This window comes from Actinoplanes sp. NPDC023714, assembly GCF_040639855.1.
Classification (GTDB): domain Bacteria; phylum Actinomycetota; class Actinomycetes; order Mycobacteriales; family Micromonosporaceae; genus Actinoplanes.
On the sequence record NZ_JBFAAR010000009.1, the window covers coordinates 46775 to 63148 of the forward strand.

12 protein-coding genes are annotated in these 16374 nt (G+C 70.6%); 7 read left to right on the forward strand and 5 right to left on the reverse strand.

What is annotated here, in order from left to right:
* Positions 1-51: 51 nt before the first annotated feature.
* The 3 genes from AB0G10_RS32100 to AB0G10_RS32110 all read left to right on the forward strand — a co-directional run bounded on the left by AB0G10_RS32100 (position 52) and on the right by AB0G10_RS32110 (position 2838).
* The gene (locus AB0G10_RS32100) at positions 52-468 is read left to right on the forward strand and encodes a PadR family transcriptional regulator (RefSeq protein WP_360930156.1); all 417 of its coding nucleotides are present in this window, start codon (positions 52-54) and stop codon (positions 466-468) included.
* A 349-nt stretch (positions 469-817) separates the two neighbouring features.
* The gene (locus AB0G10_RS32105) at positions 818-2011 is read left to right on the forward strand and encodes a hypothetical protein (RefSeq protein ID WP_360930159.1); all 1194 of its coding nucleotides are present in this window, start codon (positions 818-820) and stop codon (positions 2009-2011) included.
* Between the two features lie 236 nt (positions 2012-2247).
* Entirely contained in the window at positions 2248-2838 is a 591-nt protein-coding gene (locus AB0G10_RS32110; RefSeq protein WP_360930162.1) for a hypothetical protein, read from the forward strand.
* 144 nt (positions 2839-2982) lie between these two features.
* Here AB0G10_RS32110 and AB0G10_RS32115 read toward each other — a convergent pair whose 3' ends face one another.
* Positions 2983-3480: a VOC family protein gene (locus AB0G10_RS32115; RefSeq protein WP_360930165.1), complete on the reverse strand. Its 498-nt coding sequence runs from the start codon at positions 3478-3480 to the stop codon at positions 2983-2985.
* A 509-nt stretch (positions 3481-3989) separates the two neighbouring features.
* Here AB0G10_RS32115 and AB0G10_RS32120 point away from each other — a divergent pair.
* From AB0G10_RS32120 to AB0G10_RS32130, 3 genes are all read left to right on the forward strand, one after another.
* Positions 3990-6803, forward strand: coding sequence for an AbfB domain-containing protein (locus AB0G10_RS32120; RefSeq protein WP_360930168.1), 2814 nt, complete (start codon positions 3990-3992; stop codon positions 6801-6803).
* A 156-nt stretch (positions 6804-6959) separates the two neighbouring features.
* Positions 6960-8630, forward strand: a complete 1671-nt coding sequence (locus AB0G10_RS32125; protein ID WP_360930170.1) for a phosphodiester glycosidase family protein — start codon at positions 6960-6962, stop codon at positions 8628-8630.
* Positions 8631-8740: 110 nt separating this feature from the next.
* On the forward strand, positions 8741-11242 hold the full coding sequence (locus AB0G10_RS32130; protein WP_360930173.1) for a glycosyl hydrolase family 65 protein: 2502 nt from the start codon (positions 8741-8743) through the stop codon (positions 11240-11242).
* Positions 11243-11262: 20 nt separating this feature from the next.
* On the opposite strand, the gene AB0G10_RS32135 is transcribed toward AB0G10_RS32130, so the two are convergent.
* Positions 11263-12087 (reverse strand): fumarylacetoacetate hydrolase family protein, encoded by an 825-nt coding sequence (locus tag AB0G10_RS32135; protein WP_360930176.1) that lies wholly within the window; start codon positions 12085-12087, stop codon positions 11263-11265.
* A gap of 13 nt (positions 12088-12100) precedes the next feature.
* Positions 12101-13078 (reverse strand): aldo/keto reductase, encoded by a 978-nt coding sequence (locus tag AB0G10_RS32140; protein ID WP_360930179.1) that lies wholly within the window; start codon positions 13076-13078, stop codon positions 12101-12103.
* Positions 13079-13194: 116 nt separating this feature from the next.
* Between AB0G10_RS32140 and AB0G10_RS32145 the strand changes: the two genes are divergently transcribed.
* Complete coding sequence (locus AB0G10_RS32145; protein ID WP_360930182.1) at positions 13195-14070, forward strand: alpha/beta hydrolase; 876 nt, start codon at positions 13195-13197, stop codon at positions 14068-14070.
* On the opposite strand, the gene AB0G10_RS32150 is transcribed toward AB0G10_RS32145, so the two are convergent.
* Together AB0G10_RS32150 and AB0G10_RS32155 are read right to left on the reverse strand one after the other, a co-directional pair.
* Positions 14065-14904, reverse strand: coding sequence for a carbohydrate kinase family protein (locus AB0G10_RS32150; RefSeq protein ID WP_360930184.1), 840 nt, complete (start codon positions 14902-14904; stop codon positions 14065-14067). The two genes, AB0G10_RS32145 and AB0G10_RS32150, sit on opposite strands and share 6 nt — an antisense overlap.
* The gene (locus AB0G10_RS32155) at positions 14905-16332 is read right to left on the reverse strand and encodes an FAD-binding oxidoreductase (protein WP_360930187.1); all 1428 of its coding nucleotides are present in this window, start codon (positions 16330-16332) and stop codon (positions 14905-14907) included.
* Positions 16333-16374: the final 42 nt, after the last annotated feature.

A 16374-nucleotide genomic window follows, 5' to 3' on the forward strand; every position in this document is an offset into this window, starting at 1 on the left:
AGTCTGAATTTCGACTAGTTCGAAGATGGCAATAGCTGGAGATGAGACATCATGGCAGGGGATGCCGAGTCCGGCTGGGTGCGCGCCACCCTCGAGATGGCGGTGCTCGCCGCGCTGACCGACGGCGACCGGCACGGCTACGCCCTGGGCCAGAAGCTGGCCGAGCAGGGGCTCGGGACCGTGAAGGGCGGCGTTCTCTACCCGGTTCTCAACCGGATGGAGGCCGAAGCCGTGGTCTCGTCGAGCTGGCATGCGGGCCAGGGCGGCCCGGGCCGCAAGGTCTACGCGATCACGGATGCCGGGTGGCATCGGCTGGCTGAGCAGCGCGAAGGGTGGGGCCGGTTCACCGAGGCGATGGGCCGGTTCTTGGAGCAGGTCAGGCCTGGGCTGGGTGAAGCCGGCGCCGGGCCTGGCGAGGTGGAGCCCGCGGGGATGGCAGGGGCCGGCGATGAGCAGGCGCAGGTGTAGCAGTACTGGACTTACTGGAGGAGGTCCGAGGGAGGCGACAGTCGGCTCCGGTGGCCCCGGTTGCCGGGGTGGCTCGGGTGGCTTGCGTGGCTCGGGTGGCTCGCGTGCCCGGTGACGGTGACGGTGACGGTGCTGGTCCTGTTGGCTGGGGTGCGCGGCGACCAACGGGTCGGTGGTTGCGGTGGCCGATGGGCATTAGCTGCTGTGGCCTTGAGCGGCTCGGTGAGGCGCGGCCCGGTAAGGCGTGGGTCGGTGAGCGGTGGGCTGGTCAGCCCATGGGTTCGGATCAGGTTCGGGGAGGCGGGCTCGACGGGCTCGGCTGCGGCGGAACGGACGGGGGAGTGGGGTCGTGACGACGTTCGACAGGTGGGAGTTGGCTGCTCGGCAAGCTCTCGTGGACCGTGGCATCGGTTATCGCGAGGCGACGCCGATGATTGAGGAGGCTCGGGCGCACCACGCCGACAGCGGGCAGGATCCTTGGGAGGCGCTGGGTTCGCCCGACGACTTCGCGAGTGGTGTGGCGGATGCGTACCCGGTGGAGCTGTCCCGGCGCGACACGCAGGGCAAGACGCCGCGTGACCACATGCGCGATGGTCTGTTCGTGGCGGCCTTCCTGGGTTTGCCGGTCGCCGTGTTCGGCGGCGTAGTGGTGGGGAGCTGGACGCTGCCCGTCACGGTCGCCGGCCTGACCGGTTCGGTGCTGGCCGCACTGGCGGCGGTCTCCACGCAGGTGCCCGGAGCGGTCCGGGCGGCGGGCAGGCCGAGGCTGGCGCCGTGGACCTTCGCGATATTCGCGGTGCTGGTGATCGCCGCGGCCACCGCGTTCACTGGGTTGCCGCGTACCCGGGTCGGCGAATTGCCGGTGCTCGCGCTACTGGCCGTCTCGCTGGGAGCGATGTGGTTGCTCACCCGTGAGCCCAGCGGTCGGCGATCCGATGTCGATCAGCTGGCCGACGACGGTCGGATCGGTGGAAAGCTCGGTGTGCCGGACGGCGGAGATCGTTTGAGTGGGAATGCGGGCGACCAGCTCCTTGGGGGTGCGGGCGACGGGGGTGCGGGCGACCGGAGCCTTGAGGGTGCCAGTGAACAGGGCGTTGAGGGAGCCGGCGACCAATTTCTCGAGGGTGCCGACGATCAGCGCCTCGAGGGTGCCGGCCGCCAGGGATTCGGCGCGGAGGGTGCTGAGGCGTGGTTCTCGAGGCTCCGCGCGTTGCTGGTCGGACGGTTCGACGTGCCGCCGCGGCGGGCCGATGAGCTTGTCGAGCAGGCTCGGGCTCATGTGGCGGCTTCCGGGGCCCGGCCGCGGGACGAGTTCGGATCGCCGGCGGGATACGCCCGGGAACTGGCCGAAGCCGAGCCGGCCCGGCAGGGACCGTGGTGGCGGGGCGATACCGCCGAACTGGTGATAAGTGTGGTGATCACGGGTTGGATCGTGGTGATTTCGGTGGACGCGGCGGTGAACGGGCAGTGGTGGCTCGCTGCGCTCGGCGTTCTCTGTCTTCTGGGGATCGGACCGCAGGCGTGGCGGCGTGTCCGAAAATGAGCACTGCACTCGAAAGCCGTCTGAGAGCCGGATCGCGGTGGGCTCGCCCCGCCCTCTGCGTCTCGGAGCGGGGACGTGCCGGGCTCGGGAGTCAACGGAGCGGGGATGTGCCGGGCTCGGGAGTCAACGGAGCGGGGACGTGCCGAGCTCAGTGGCCGTCGGAGCGGGATGTGCCGAGCTCAGCGGTCATCGGAGCGGGGACGTGCCGGACCTGGGTGCGAGGAAAACGGGGATTCATGGAGTGGATTGAGCGGATCGTCGAAGCCACCGGGTGGCCGCATGAAGCGGAGGACCTGGGGTGGGAACAGGAGGAGGCGGAACTCGGCCTGGTGCTGCCGGCGGACTTCAAGGAGCTCGATCGGCGGTTCGGGGCGGGGGCGTTGTCGGGGGTGATCAGTCTGCTGCGCCCTTCGGCCGTGGATGGCGAAACCCGGCTCATCTCGATGTGGGCTACTCAGAGGCAGGTGGAGGGCAGCGGGGAGATCGGTGCGCGGATGTATGCGCCGTACGGCGTCTACGAGCCCGGCGGCGGTCGGCCCGGGTTGCTCGAGTGGGGGTATGACCTGGGGGAGGGGGAGTACTACTGGCTGGTGGATCGGGCGGTGCCGGCTGAGCGGTGGCCAGTGCTCGCGCGGCGGGATGACGGTGGGTGGCATCGGTACGACATGCAGGCCAGTGAGTTTCTGTACCGGGTGCTTGCGGATCCGGGGTTCGAGCCGTTCGGCATCGCGGATCCGCCGCGGGTGGCGTTCTATCTGCCGCCTGGGGAGTTCATTTCCAGCGCGGAGGAGTGGGCGGCGCGCTCCGATCCGCGCCGCCGGAGCTGAGCCGGTTGCGGGCTGAGGAGCGGCTCAGCCCACTCCGGCGGACGGAGAGCGGACGGAGAGAGGGGGCGGAGAGGGGACGGAGAGGGGACGGAGAGAGGGGACGGAGAGAGGGGACGGGAAGAGCGGACGGAGAGAGGGGTGGTTTTAGAGGACCTTGGTGCCGTACATCTCGCCGAGGGGGTCGGCGATCAGTTCGATTCGGGCGCCGTCGGGGTCCTGGAAATAGACGGAGACGCCGCTGTGGACTGTGTGGTCCACGCCTGCTTCGGCGAGGCGTTTGACCAGTTCGTCCCAGCGGGCGGGGTCTACTGAGATGGCCATGTGGTGGAGGCCTCCCAGTACCTCGGCGTAGGGGCCCAGGTCGAGGCCGGGGAGGTCGAAGAAAGCGAGGAGGTTGCCGTTGCCGATGTCGAAGAAGAAGTGGGAGCTGCCGGGGTAGTCGCGGTTCTCGATCAACTCGGTCAGGGGGAAGCCGAGGAGGTCCTGGTAGAAGCGGACGGTCTGCTCCACGTCGCTGCTGATGAGGGCCGTGTGGTGCAGGCCTCGGGCGGTGGAGGCGGGGCGGTCGGCCGGTGGGCGCAGGTAGGCGTCGCGGATGCGGTGGCGGTCGGCTTCCAGCTTGGCCAGGTCGGTGTTGCTCATGGTCAGCAGTCTGCCGTGTCCGGGGGTGGTGGCGCAGGGAACACCGCCCGTTGCGCTGACGGTGGGAAATGGAACTCCGCCGAGAACGGCGGCGGCTGCGAGGGCGAGAGACGCCGCTGCGGTTGGGGCTTGGGCCGGCCGGCGCGGGGCTTCGGCGTGGAGCGGCTTGAGTTCGCGGCGCGGGGCGTCGGCGTTGTGGGTGTGGGGCGTCCGCGTTGAGAGGTCGGGGGCTGTGGAGCGCGGGGCGCCGGCGTTGAGGGGTGGGGGCGGGCGGCGCGCGGGGTGCCGGCGTTGGGGGCTGGATGCTGTGGGTGCCGGGGCTCCGGCGTTGAGGGAGGGCCTCTACTCCTGGCGTCAAGGAGTTTCGGAAATTGTTGGGAGACTTGACAGTAGATGAATTTCGATGGGTAGATGTGTTTGACCCTGAGCGGAGGCGTTCGACTCTGCTGGGTTCCGGGCGTCCTCCCGGTTGCTTCACACACCCCGCTCCCGTCGGAGAAGGAGTCTCCATGCGACTGCTCCTCACCCGTACCCTCGCCGCTCTTTTGATCGCCGCAGGCGGTGCACTCGCCGTCACCACCCCCGCAGCCGCCGCCGTCGTTCCCAAGACACCGCCGTTGACCACGCCGTGGACCAGCCAGGTGTCGACCACGAATCCGCTCCCGGAATATCCGCGCCCGCAGATGACGCGCCCCGACTGGCAGTCGCTGAACGGGGAGTGGGAATTTCTGAACCCGGCCACCGACGCGTCCGGGAATGTGAACCGCAACGCGGCGCCGCCGATCGGGCAGACGCTGCCGGAGCGGATCCTCGTGCCGTATCCGGTGGAGTCGGCGCTCTCCGGGATCATGCGCAACGACAACCGTGACCTGATGTTCTACCGCCGGAATTTCACCGTGCCGGCGGGCTGGAACGGCCGGCGGGTGCAGCTGCACTTCGGCGCGGTCGACTACGAGGCCACCGTGTGGATCAACGGCACCCAGGTGACGACCCACAGGGGCGGGTACGACCGGTTCGAGGTCGACATCACGCCGCAGCTCGTCAGCGGCACCAACGAGATCATCGTCCGCGTCTACGACCCCACCAACGGCCGTGGCGAGGAGCAGCCCGCCGGCAAGCAGGTGAACAACCCGAGCGGCATCTTCTACACGCCGACGTCGGGCATCTGGCAGACCGTGTGGCTCGAGCCGACCGCGACCCAGTCGATCTATTCAGTCGACATTTATCCTAATATTTCCGGACAAAACGTTAGGGTGCGCGTCTTCACCCGCGGCAACGTCACCGGCCACACCGTTCTCGCCGAAGCACTCAACGGCACCACCACGGTAGGCAGCGCCACGGGCGGATTCACCGAGTTCACCGTCCCGGTCCCGAACCCGCGACTGTGGAGCCCCGACGACCCGTTCCTCTACAACCTCAGAGTCAGCCTCCGGAACAGCGCCGGCGCCACCGTCGACCAGGTGACGTCCTACTTCGGCATGCGCGAGATCGGCAAGAAGATGGTCAACGGCGTGCTGCGCCCGACCCTGAACGGCGAGTTCGTCTTCCAGGCCGGCACCCTCGACCAGGGCTTCTGGCCGGACGGGCTGTACACCGCGCCGACCGACGCGGCGCTCGTCTTCGACCTGCAGAAGCACAAGGACCTGGGCTTCAACATGGTCCGCAAGCACATCAAGGTGGAGCCGGCGCGCTGGTACTACCACGCCGACCGGCTGGGGCTGCTGGTCTGGCAGGACATCCCGTCCGGCGGCGACGACACCAAGTCGGCGGCGCAGATCGCGCAGTTCGAGACCGAGGCGCGGGAGATCGTCGACGAGCACCGGGCGTTCCCGTCGGTGGTCACCTATGTGCCGTTCAACGAGGGCTGGGGTGAGTGGAACCTCGCCGAGACGCGGCGGGTCACCACGATGCTGGAGAACTACGATCCGACGCGGCTGATGAACCCGCACAGCGGCTACAACTGCTGCGCGTCGAAGGGCGATCCTGGCACCGGCGACATGATCGACTGGCACATCTACACCGGTCCGGACGCGCCGTCGCCGTCCAGCAGCCGGGTGTCGATTCTGGGCGAGTTCGGCGGGCTCGGGTTGCGCACGCCGGGCCACGAGTACAGCCCGAACGGCCAGTTCTTCGCCTACGAGCAGATGTCCAGCGCCGCGCAGCTCGACGACCGGTTCACCGGCATGATCCGCGACTCCGAGCGGCTGATGACCAGTAAAGGACTCTCCGGCTTCGTCTACACCGAGATCACCGACGTCGAGGGCGAATACAACGGCCTCTTCACCTACGACAGGCGGATCCAGAAGGTCAACACCTCTTTGGTACGCGGCGCGCTCACTGGCTTGATCAACTCGTCGCGCAACCAGAACGCGGTCGTGCCGCTGACTCTGGGTCACACGCGGTCCTTCCAGGTCACCACGGCCGGTTACACGAACCGTCACCTGCGGCACGCCGACTCGCTGGCCCGGACCGACGTGATCAGCGGAGACGGTGCTCGTCAGGACGCCTCGTTCCGTACCGTGGCGGGCCTCGCCGACCCGCGCTGCTACTCGTTCGAGTCAGTGAACCTGCCGGGGCGCTTCCTGCGGCACGCGAACAGCCGGGTGCGGCTCGACAGCAACACTGGCGGCAGCTTCAACGCCGACGCGACCTGGTGTTCCCGGACGGGCCTGGCGGCCGGCGGGACGTCGTTCGAGTCGCTGAACTTCCCCGGCTCGTACCTGCGTCACTACGCCGACAACGTCTACCTGGCTCGGAGCGGCGGGCCGAACGCGTGGGACACCGCGGCGAGCTTCGCGGCCGACGCGACCTGGAACGTGTCGGCGCCGGCGCAGTGGCGCAGCTCGGCGATCCTGCCGTTCGACGTACGACGGTCGCTGCAGGTCACCACGTGGGGATTCACCGATCGTTACCTGCGGCACGCCGACAGCCTCGGCTGGACCGAGGTGGTCAACTCCGGCAGCGCGGCGCTGCTGAAGAACGACGCCACGTTCATCCTGCGGCACGGCCTCGCCGACTCGTCCTGCTACTCGTTCGAGTCGGTGAACGTTCCCGGTCAGTACCTTCGTCACGCGGCCAGCCGGATCCGGCTCGCGGCGAACGACGGGTCGGCGCTGTTCGCCGGCGACGCCACGTTCTGCAGCCGGCCCGGCCTCGGCGGCGCCGGCGTCACCTTCGAGTCGATCAACTTCCCGGGCAGCTACCTGCGGCACTACGACGCGCAGGCCTGGATCGCCTCGGGCGTGACCGGCACGGGCCGGGACCGGCCGCAGGCCCTCTCGGCCGACAGCAGCTGGAACGTGACCGGCGCCTGGGCGCCGTAAAACCTGGGCGCCGTAAAACCTGGGCGCCGTAAAACCTGGGCCCCGTAGAAGTGGGGCACTGCGGAGATCAACACTTGGGTAAGTTTCGATGAAATCGGCCGGCGGGGTCCCGGGGCGCGAGACCCCGCCGGCCATTCCATCTACGGGGAGTCGTTCGTGGGCTATCGCCATCTCAGTTCCATCCTCGCGGTGACCGTAGCGGTCACCGGTTCCGCCCTGGTCGCGCCGCGCCCGGTCGCCGCCAGCCTCGCCGCGCCGTACCAGAACCCGGCCGGCCGGATGCCGCTCGGCCCGGACAGCCTGGTCACCACCGTCGGCGCGGTGCAGACGCCGGTTCCCGGGGTGACCTACCGCAAGTTCAGCCAGGGGTACGCCTCGTCGCGGTGGAGCGTCTCGGTGAACCTGCCGCGGGGCCTCGGCAACCTGACCCGCAAGAAGGAGACCGCACTGGACTATCAGTCGGTCCTGCAGACGGCCGGGATCGCGACCACCTACGTCACGTACCAGCCGCCCCTGCCGGTGGACGTCTCCTATCGGGCGCCGGCCGACGTCACCCTCTTCCACGGCCTGCGCCTCACCGAGACGTTCGCCGACCGCAAGGCGGCGGAGACGAAGCTGGCGGCGCTCGCGAAGATCGAGGTGGACGGCGAGCTGATCACCGGCCTCGTCCAGCACCAGGCGTTCCGGGAGGAGGGCGACACCGGGCCGTGGGAGGTGCGGGTCGTCGCCGTGGAGCCGGACGCCGCGGTGACCGTCGGTGGGGCGCACGGTCCCGACCTCGCCACCGGCGACACGGTGCGGAACATCGCCAAGCACGCCGGGGCGATCGCCGCGATCAACGCGAGCGAGTTCGACATCAACAGCGTGAACAACAAGGACTTCAACGGCTTCGACGGCGATCCGCTCGGCATCTACGTGCAGGGCAACAACCTGCTCAGCGAGGCGCAGAACGGGCGCACCGCGCTGCTGCTCGGTGGCGCGGCGGGCAAGCCGCGGATCACCGAGCTGACCAGCTCCACCAAGGTCACGGCCCCGGACGGGGCGCAGTGGGTGATCGACGGCATCCACCGCAAACCCGGGAAGATCATCAACTGTGGCGGGGTCGGCGACCTGCGGCCCGACGGCACGGCCGGGGACGGGGTGTGGCGGTACGAGGCCTGCACCGACGCCGACGAGATCGTGATCTTCCGGCCCGAGTGGGGGACGACCACGCCGACCGGCCCGGCCGGCAGCGTCGACGTGGTGGTCGACGGCAACTGGGTGGCCAAGCAACTGCGCAGCCCGGCCGGCGGCCCGATCCCGGCCGGTTCCCGGGTGATGCAGGGCATCGGCGCCGGCGCGCAGTGGCTGCGCGACCACACCGAGGTCGGCCAGAAGTTCCAGCCCGGCACGCAGATCCTCGACCCGCAGGGCCGGATGGTGACCGGCCCGGACTTCACCGCGATCGGCGGCGGCCCGGCACTGGTCCGCGACGGCGAGATCTGGATGAACTCGGGCGCCAACGGCTGGAAGACCAGCGAGGGCTTCTTCTCCCCGTCCTTCCACTCCGACCGGCACCCGCGGACCATGGTCGGCATCACCGCCGCCGGTCAGCTGCTCATGGTGGTGGTCGACGGCCGGCGACCGGGGATCAGCGTCGGCGTGACGATTCCCGAGGCGGCCGCGGTGATGAAGTGGCTCGGCGCGACCGACGCGATGATGCTGGGCATGGGCGGCGACAGCACGCTGGTCATCAACGACATCCTGTACAACCGGCCGACGGACGACTGGGAGAAGGACTTCACCGAGCGCCGGGTCGGCAACGCGATCGTGGTGACCAAGAAGTGAGGTAGCCGGGACGACCCCCAGCAATTCAGGCATACCGATAGCGAAAACCCGTCGCCGGCGCCACGGCGGCGGGTTTTCGCGCATTCTCATGACCGTTACGGCACGGTAAAATGGCGTCATGGGAGCGCTCCCAGAATGCGCTCTCCAAGAGTGGATTGCGGGAGGACCTGTTGCGTTACGGGCACTTCGACGACGACCAACGCGAATACGTGATCGACCGGCCGGACACGCCGCTGCCGTGGATCAATTACCTCGGCACCGACGCGTACTTCGGGATCATCTCCAACACCGCCGGTGGGTACTCGTTCTATCGCGACGCCAAGTTGCGCAGGCTCACCCGCTACCGCTACAACAACGCGCCCCTCGACGTCGGCGGCCGCTACGTCTACGTCCGCGACGACGAGACCGGCGACTATTGGTCACCCTCGTGGCAGCCGACCCCGGAGAAAGAGCTTGACGGGTACGAGTGCCGGCACGGTCTCTCGTACACGAAGATCGCCTCCACCCGGGGCGGGATCGGCACCGAGACGCTGTACTACGCGCCGCTCGGCGAGACCCTCGAAGTGTGGCGGGTCCGGGTCACCAACAGCCGGGAGACCGCGGCGAACCTGTCGCTGTTCTCCTCGGTCGAGTTCTGCCTGTGGGACGCGCAGGACGACGCCACGAACTTCCAGCGCAACTACTCGATCGGCCAGGTGGAGATCGAGGACGGCGTGATCTACCACAAGACCGAGTACCGCGAGCGGCGCGACCACTTCGCCTACTTCGCGTGCTCGGAGGAGATCGCCGGGTTCAGCACCTCGCGGGACGCGTTCCTCGGCGCCTACCGCGGGTGGGACCGGCCCGCCGCGGTGGAGCGGGGCGCGCTCGGCGACGAGGAGGCGCACGGCTGGCAGCCGATCGGCAGCCACCACGTGCGGCTCGCGCTGCAGCCCGGCGAGACCCGCGAGGTGATCTTCGTGCTGGGCTACGCCGAGAACCCGCGGGACGCCAAGTTCGACCCGCCCGGCTCGCAGACGCTGAACAAGAAGCGGGTCCGCCCGGTGATCTCCCGCTGGCTGCGGTCCGAGGCCGTCGAGCAGGGCCTCGCCGACCTGCGCGCCTACTGGGACGGCCTGCTCGACAAGATCCAGGTGCGGACCCCGGACGGCGACACCGACCGGATGGTCAACATCTGGAACGCGTACCAGTGCCTGGTCACCTTCAACATGAGCCGGTCCGCGTCGCTCTACGAGTCGGGGATCGGGCGCGGGATGGGCTTCCGGGACTCCAACCAGGACCTGCTCGGCTTCGTCCACATGGTCCCGGAGCGGGCCCGGCAGCGGATCCTCGACATCGCCGCCACCCAGAAGGAGACCGGCGGGGCGTACCACCAGTACCAGCCGCTCACGAAGCGCGGCAACAACGACATCGGCGAGGGCTTCAACGACGACCCGCTGTGGCTGATCCTCGGCGTCGGCGCGTACCTGAAGGAGACCGGCGACCTGAGCCTGCTCGACGAGCCGGTGCCGTTCGACAACGCGGCCGGCAGCGAGGAGCCGCTCTACGAGCACCTGCGCCGCTCGCTGCGGTACACCCTGGACCGGCTCGGCCCGCACGGCCTGCCGCTGATCGGCCGGGCCGACTGGAACGACTGCCTCAACCTGAACTGCTTCTCCGACACCCCCGGCGAGCCGTTCCAGACCACCGAGAACGCCACCGGCGGGGTCGCCGAGTCGGTCTTCATCGCCGGCCTGTTCGTGCTCGCCGCCAAGGAGCTGGCCGGCATCGCGGCGCAGCGCGACCTGGACGGCGAGGAGTCCGTCTACCGCGCCGCCGCCGAGAAGATGGCCGGCACCATCGCCGAGCACGGCTGGGACGGCGACTGGTTCCGCAGGGCGTACGACTTCTACGGCAACGTGATCGGCTCGGGCGAGAACGACGAGGGGCAGATCTTCATCGAGCCGCAGGGCATCTGCGTGCTCGGCGGCGTCGGCCTGGAGGACGGGCTCGCCGTGAAGGCCCTGGACAGCGTGGCCGAGCGGCTCGCCACCCCGCACGGCATCGTGCTCCAGCAGCCGGCCTACTCCGGCTACCGCATCGAGCTCGGGGAGATCTCCTCGTACCCGCCCGGGTACAAGGAGAACGCCGGGATCTTCTGCCACACCAACCCGTGGATCATGATCGCGGAGGCGATGACCGGCAACGGCGACCGCGCGTTCGACTACTACCGGCGGCTCAACCCGTCCGCCCGGGAGCAGATCAGCGAGGTGCACCGCTGCGAGCCGTACGTCTACGCCCAGATGATCGCCGGCAAGGACGCGCCGACCCACGGGGAGGCGAAGAACTCCTGGCTCTCCGGCACGGCGGCGTGGAACTTCGTGGCGATCACCCAGTGGATCCTCGGCATCCGGCCGGACTTCGGCGGGCTGCGGGTCGACCCGGTGCTGCCCGGCGACTGGACCGGGTTCCGGGTCCGCCGCCAGTTCCGCGGTTCGACGTACGAAATCGAAGTGCTCGAAGGCGGAGGCCGCGTCACCCACCTGGAGGTCGACGGCGCCCGCGTCGAGGGGAACCTGATCCCCCTCGCCGAACCGGGCGCCGTCGTGCGGGTCGTCGCGCACACCGGCTGAGAGCGGCGGCGCAGCGTGGTCTATTTGGTGACCACGCTGCGCTGCCTGCCCAGGCCCTCGATCTCCACCTCGACGACGTCACCGGCCTTGAGGTAGGGGAACCGTCCGGAGAGCGCGACGCCCTCCGGCGTGCCGGTGTTGATCAAGTCGCCCGGTTCCAGGACGGTGAACTGGGAGAGGTGCCAGATCAGGTGCCCGACGTCGAAGATCATGTCGGCGGTGGTGGAGTCCTGCCGCGGCTCGCCGTTGACCCAGGAGCGCAGCCGGAGCGGCTCGCCGACCTCGTCCGGGGTGACCAGCCACGGGCCGAGCGGGTTGAAGGTCTCGCAGGACTTGCCCTTCGACCACTGCCCGCCGGAGCGCTCCAGCTGGTACTCGCGCTCGGAGATGTCGTTGGAGACCACGAAACCGGCGATGTGCTCGCGGGCCTGCTCGGGCGACGCCAGGTAGCGGGCCGTCCTCCCGATCACCACGCCGAGCTCGACCTCCCAGTCGGTGCGGGTCGAGCCGGGCGGCAGCAGCACGTCGTCCTCCGGGCCGATCACCGTGTTCGGCGCCTTGTAGAACAGGATCGGCTCCTCCGGCGGCTCGGCCCCGGACTCCCGGGCGTGCGCCGCGTAGTTCTGGCCGATGCAGAGCACCGCGCCCGGCCGGGCGATCGGGGCGCCGATCCGGCTGCTGTCGACGTTCGCCGGCGGCAGCGACAGCGGATCGCCGGTGAAGCCGCCGGAGGCCAGGAACGCGGCGTCGATGTCGGGGGTGACCGCCGAGAGGTCGTAGAGGGTGCCGCCGGAGGACAGGATCGGGCGTTCGTGGCCGGGTGGGCCGAGGCGCAGGTATCGCACGGGGGATTCTCCATCAGGGAAGGGGAACGGGGATCTCGCGGTCCAGCAGCCAGGCGTCGGCCAGGTCGCGCCAGAGCCCGCCCGGGATGCGTACCCGCGCCATCGCCGCGGCGTCCGCCGCCTCCTCCGGCGAGCGCATGCCGACCAGCACGGACGTCACCGCCGGATGGGCCAGGGGGAACTGCAGGGCGGCGGCCCGCAAGGGTACGCCGTGCCGGTCGCACAGCCGGGCCATCGCCTGCGCCCGGGCGACCACCTCGGGCGGGGCCGGGCGGTAGTCGAAGGTGGCCGGCCGGAACGGGTCGGCCAGCACCCCGGAGTTGTAGACGCCCCCGACGATCACCGCGATGTTCCGCCGCCGGCACTCCGGCAGCAGGTCGGCCAGGCCGGACTGGTCGAGCAGCGAGTACCGGCCGGCCAGCAGGACGCAGTCGAGCAGCCCGGTGCGGGCGAACTCGGTGAGCATCGCCGACTGGTTCATGCCGGCCGAGACCGCCCGGACGGCGCCCTCCTTGCGCAGCTGGGCGAGGGCGGGCAGGGCCTGGGTGGCCGCCTCGGTGAAGTGGTCGTCCGGGTCGTGCAGGTGCAGGACGTCGACGCGGTCCAGGCCGAGGCGCCGGAGGCTCTCCTCGTGCGAGGCGCGGACGCCCGCGGCGGAGAAGTCGAAGACGGCCCCGCTCTTCTCCGTCCACACCTCCGATTCCTCGGATGCCTCGTCCCGGATCAGGCGGCCGACCTTCGTGCCGAGCGTGTAGCGGGAACGGTCGTGCCGGCGCAGCGCACGGCCGGCCCTCCGCTCGGAGAGCCCGGCGCCGTAGAACGGGGCGGTGTCGAAGAACCGCACCCCGAGCCGCCAGGCCTCGTCCACGGCGGCGACCGCCGTCTCGTCGCCGACCGGGGAGAACAGCCCCCCGATCGGGGCCAGACCCATCCCGAGCCGGGTGACCGTGACGCCGGTGGCGCCGAGTTCCACATTCTCGAACGGGTCCACCAGAGTTGTTTAACGGTGATCGATGCCCTGGTCAACCATTTCCCGGACTCAGCGTGCGCGTGTCGTCGCCGACAGTTTCCGTCGGAAGCGGGCGGCTCACGTGGTAGGCAGGGAGCATGAAACCGCGCCGCTACCCCGCCCCGGCTCCCGCGATCGAGGGTGACCTGACGATCTGGCGGGACGCCGTTGTCGGGGAGGTGAGCGGGTTCCGGCCGCTCCTGGCCGACGTGTACCGCCGGACCGGTGATCAGCTGCTGCCGCTGGTCGCCTGGATCCACGGCGGCGCGTGGCGCAAGGGCGGCAACAAGGGCGAGGCGGTGGGCCGGATCCCGGAGAGGCTCATCGAGGCCGGGTACGCGGTGGCGCGGGTGACGTACCGGCTCAGCGGCGAGGCCCGGTTCCCGGCCCAGCTGCACGACGTGAAGGCCGCGGTCCGCTGGGTCCGCCACCACGCGGCCGAGCTGGGCGTCGACCCGGCCCGGATCGGCGTCTGGGGCGAGTCGGCGGGCGGGCACCTCGCCACCCTGCTGGCGCTCACCGGCAAGGACCCGGAGCTGGCCGGCGACGTCGGCGTGCTGGACCAGTCGGACTCGGTGGCCGCCGCCGTCGTCTGGTACGGGCCGTCGAACCTGCTGAGCATGGCCGCCCAGAACCACCCGCAGGGCCTGCAGGACCACGACGACCCGGATTCGCCGGAGAGCCGCCTCGTCGGCGGCCCGGTGCAGGACATGCCGAAGGAGGCGGCGGCCGCGAGCCCGGTCGGCTACGTGAGCGACGACGCGCCGCCGATCCTGCTCGTGCACGGCGACGAGGACCGGATCGTGCCGGTGGGGCAGAGCATCGAGCTGCACCAGCGGCTCTCCGACGCGGGCGCGCGGGTCGAGCTGCGGATCGTGGCGGGCGCCGACCACTGCCTGATCGGCGCCGACCTGGAGCCGGAGGTGGCCGCGTCGATCGCCTTCCTGGACCGCACCCTCAGACCGCGGTCATGAGAGGCCCGGGCCGGCGAGCTCCTTCGACTGCACGGCGGCGGCGCCGGCCTCGGCGCCCTGCCGCAGCGACTCCTCGAGCGGCAGGCCGCGCAGCCGGCCGGCCAGCACGCCGGCGAAGAACGCGTCGCCGGCGCCGTTCGTGTCCATCACCGACGCCACCCGCGACGCCGGGACGTGGATCGGGTCGGCGCCGCGCTCGCACGCCATCGCGCCCTCGGCGCCGAACGTGCAGACCACGAGCCGGGCGCCCGCCTCGATCCGCTCGCGCATGAAGACGACCGGGTCGGGCAGCCGGTCGGCGCTCGCGAAGATCACGTCGGCGGTCTCGGCGAACTCGCGCTGGAACTCCGCCTCGCCGTCCCAGTCGTGCAGGTCGCACCAGATCTCCCGGCCGGCCTCGCGGGCCGCGCGCAGCACCGGCAGGCTGAACGCGGCGAGGTCGGCCACCACCACGTCGGCGTCGCCGAGCGGCGGGACGGTGATCGGGCCGGCCGGCTCCGGCAGGTTCAGGTAGATCGAGGTGCGCTGACCGTTCGCGGACATGAGGTTGGTGTGCCGCTCGGTGCCGGTGGCGCTCGGAACGGCCACGAGATCGACACCCGCGTTTTGAAGAACACCTACGATCCGGTCTTTATAAAAGTCGTCTCCTAGCACCGTCATGAGCGTCACCGGCACGCCGAGCCGGCGCAGGTTGAGCGCCTTGCCGGCCGAGGTCCCGCCGACCGCCTCGTGGTGCCACTCCGCGACGACCATGTGCGGCTCGGGTCGCGGCAGCTCGGCGAGGTGGATCATCAGGTTCCAGGCGACCGGGCCGGCGATCAGGACACGAGGCATCTAGAGAGCGTACGGGGAGCGGAAGACGGCCTGCGGATCGACGGTGGCCCGGATCCAGCGCAGCCGGGAGAAGTTCGGCCCGTAGTAGCGCGGCAGGGTGGCCGGGCTCGGCTCGAGGTAGTTCACGTACCGGCCGGAGGACCATCGGGCCATCGCGCGGTGACCGGATTCGATCCACGCATAGCCGTCCTGCACGGCGGCCGGATCGGTGCTGCCGGGCAGCACGAGCCACTGCAGCATGGTGGTCGCGCCCCGCCACGGGAACGCCGTCGCCTCCGGGGCCACCCGGGCCGCCGCGCCGGTCAGCCGCTTGAACTTGGCGATGCCGGGCCTGCCCTCGCGGGCCCGCCGCTCCACCGTCTCCAGCAGCGCGGCCACCGCCTGCTCCGGCAGCACGGACCGGAAGATCTCACTGCCCGCGAGCTGCGTTGACCGTTCCGGTTCACCCGCCCGGTCGCGCAGCACGTCCAGGGCCGCGCGCCGCTCCAGCTTCGCGCCGGCGGGCTCCCGCCCGGCCGCGCGGGCGATCTCCGCGGCCTCCGCGTCCGGGTCACCCTCCAGGACCACCCCGGAGATGCGTACGGAGAGACGCCCGCGCCCGTCCGACGCGAACTGACACGACGACCACGTCTCGTCGGGAGCGCTCGCGAGCCGCTGCTGCCAGCCGGCCGCCACCCGGGCCGCGTCCGCCCACGGATAGGTCAGCACGAACGTGCCGACCGACGTCGACCGGTGGGTGGCCATCCGCCAGCCGGTGACGACGCCGAACTGCCCGCCCCCGCCGCCGCGCAGCGCCCAGAACAGGTCCCGTTCCCGGCCGGCGTCGACGGTGCGCCGGACCCCGTCGGCGGTCACCACCTCGGCCTCGACGACCCGGTCGCAGGTCAGCCCGTACGCCGAGGCCGCCATGCCGATCCCGCCGCCCAGGGTGATCCCGCTGATCCCCACCGACCCGCACGACCCGGACGGGATCGACCGCCCGGCCGCGCCGAGCCGGTCGTAGACGCCACCGAGCAGGGCGCCGCCGCCGATCGTCGCGGTCCGGGTGCCCCAGTCGTAGCGGACCCCGTCGAGCCGCCGCAGGTCGAGCACGATCCCGGTGGTCGCGGTGGACGCGCCGACGTAGGAGTGCCCGCCGCCCCGGGTGATCACCGGGACCCGGGACCGGCGGGCGAAGCGGACCGTCTCGGCGACGTCGTCCGGGCCGGCGCAGCGCACCACGGCGGGCGGCCGGATCCGGTCGAACCGCGGGTCCTGGAGGTGCCGGGCGCCGTCGTAGCCGCCCGTACCGGGCAGCACGAGCTCGCCGTCCAGCGAGGCGGCGAGCGCTTTCCAGTCCGGGGCGGCCCGGGAGGCGGACGGCTTGATGGCGGCGCCGGTCAGCGCGGCGGCCCCCGCACCGAGAACCGCGCGGCGTGACAGCGACATCACCATATCGTGTCATATAGGACAAAAAGGCTGCGGGAGCGA

What these genes read in the sequence shown, in the direction of transcription:
- AB0G10_RS32100 (WP_360930156.1), top strand. Translation starts at nt 52, where the DNA reads ATGGCAGGGGATGCCGAGTCCGGCTGGGTGCGCGCCACCCTCGAGATG.
- AB0G10_RS32110 (WP_360930162.1), top strand. Translation starts at nt 2,248, where the DNA reads ATGGAGTGGATTGAGCGGATCGTCGAAGCCACCGGGTGGCCGCATGAA.
- AB0G10_RS32115 (WP_360930165.1), bottom strand. Translation starts at nt 3,480, where the DNA reads ATGAGCAACACCGACCTGGCCAAGCTGGAAGCCGACCGCCACCGCATC.
- AB0G10_RS32120 (WP_360930168.1), top strand. Translation starts at nt 3,990, where the DNA reads ATGCGACTGCTCCTCACCCGTACCCTCGCCGCTCTTTTGATCGCCGCA.
- AB0G10_RS32130 (WP_360930173.1), top strand. Translation starts at nt 8,741, where the DNA reads ATGGCGTCATGGGAGCGCTCCCAGAATGCGCTCTCCAAGAGTGGATTG.
- AB0G10_RS32145 (WP_360930182.1), top strand. Translation starts at nt 13,195, where the DNA reads ATGAAACCGCGCCGCTACCCCGCCCCGGCTCCCGCGATCGAGGGTGAC.
- AB0G10_RS32150 (WP_360930184.1), bottom strand. Translation starts at nt 14,904, where the DNA reads ATGCCTCGTGTCCTGATCGCCGGCCCGGTCGCCTGGAACCTGATGATC.
- AB0G10_RS32155 (WP_360930187.1), bottom strand. Translation starts at nt 16,332, where the DNA reads ATGTCGCTGTCACGCCGCGCGGTTCTCGGTGCGGGGGCCGCCGCGCTG.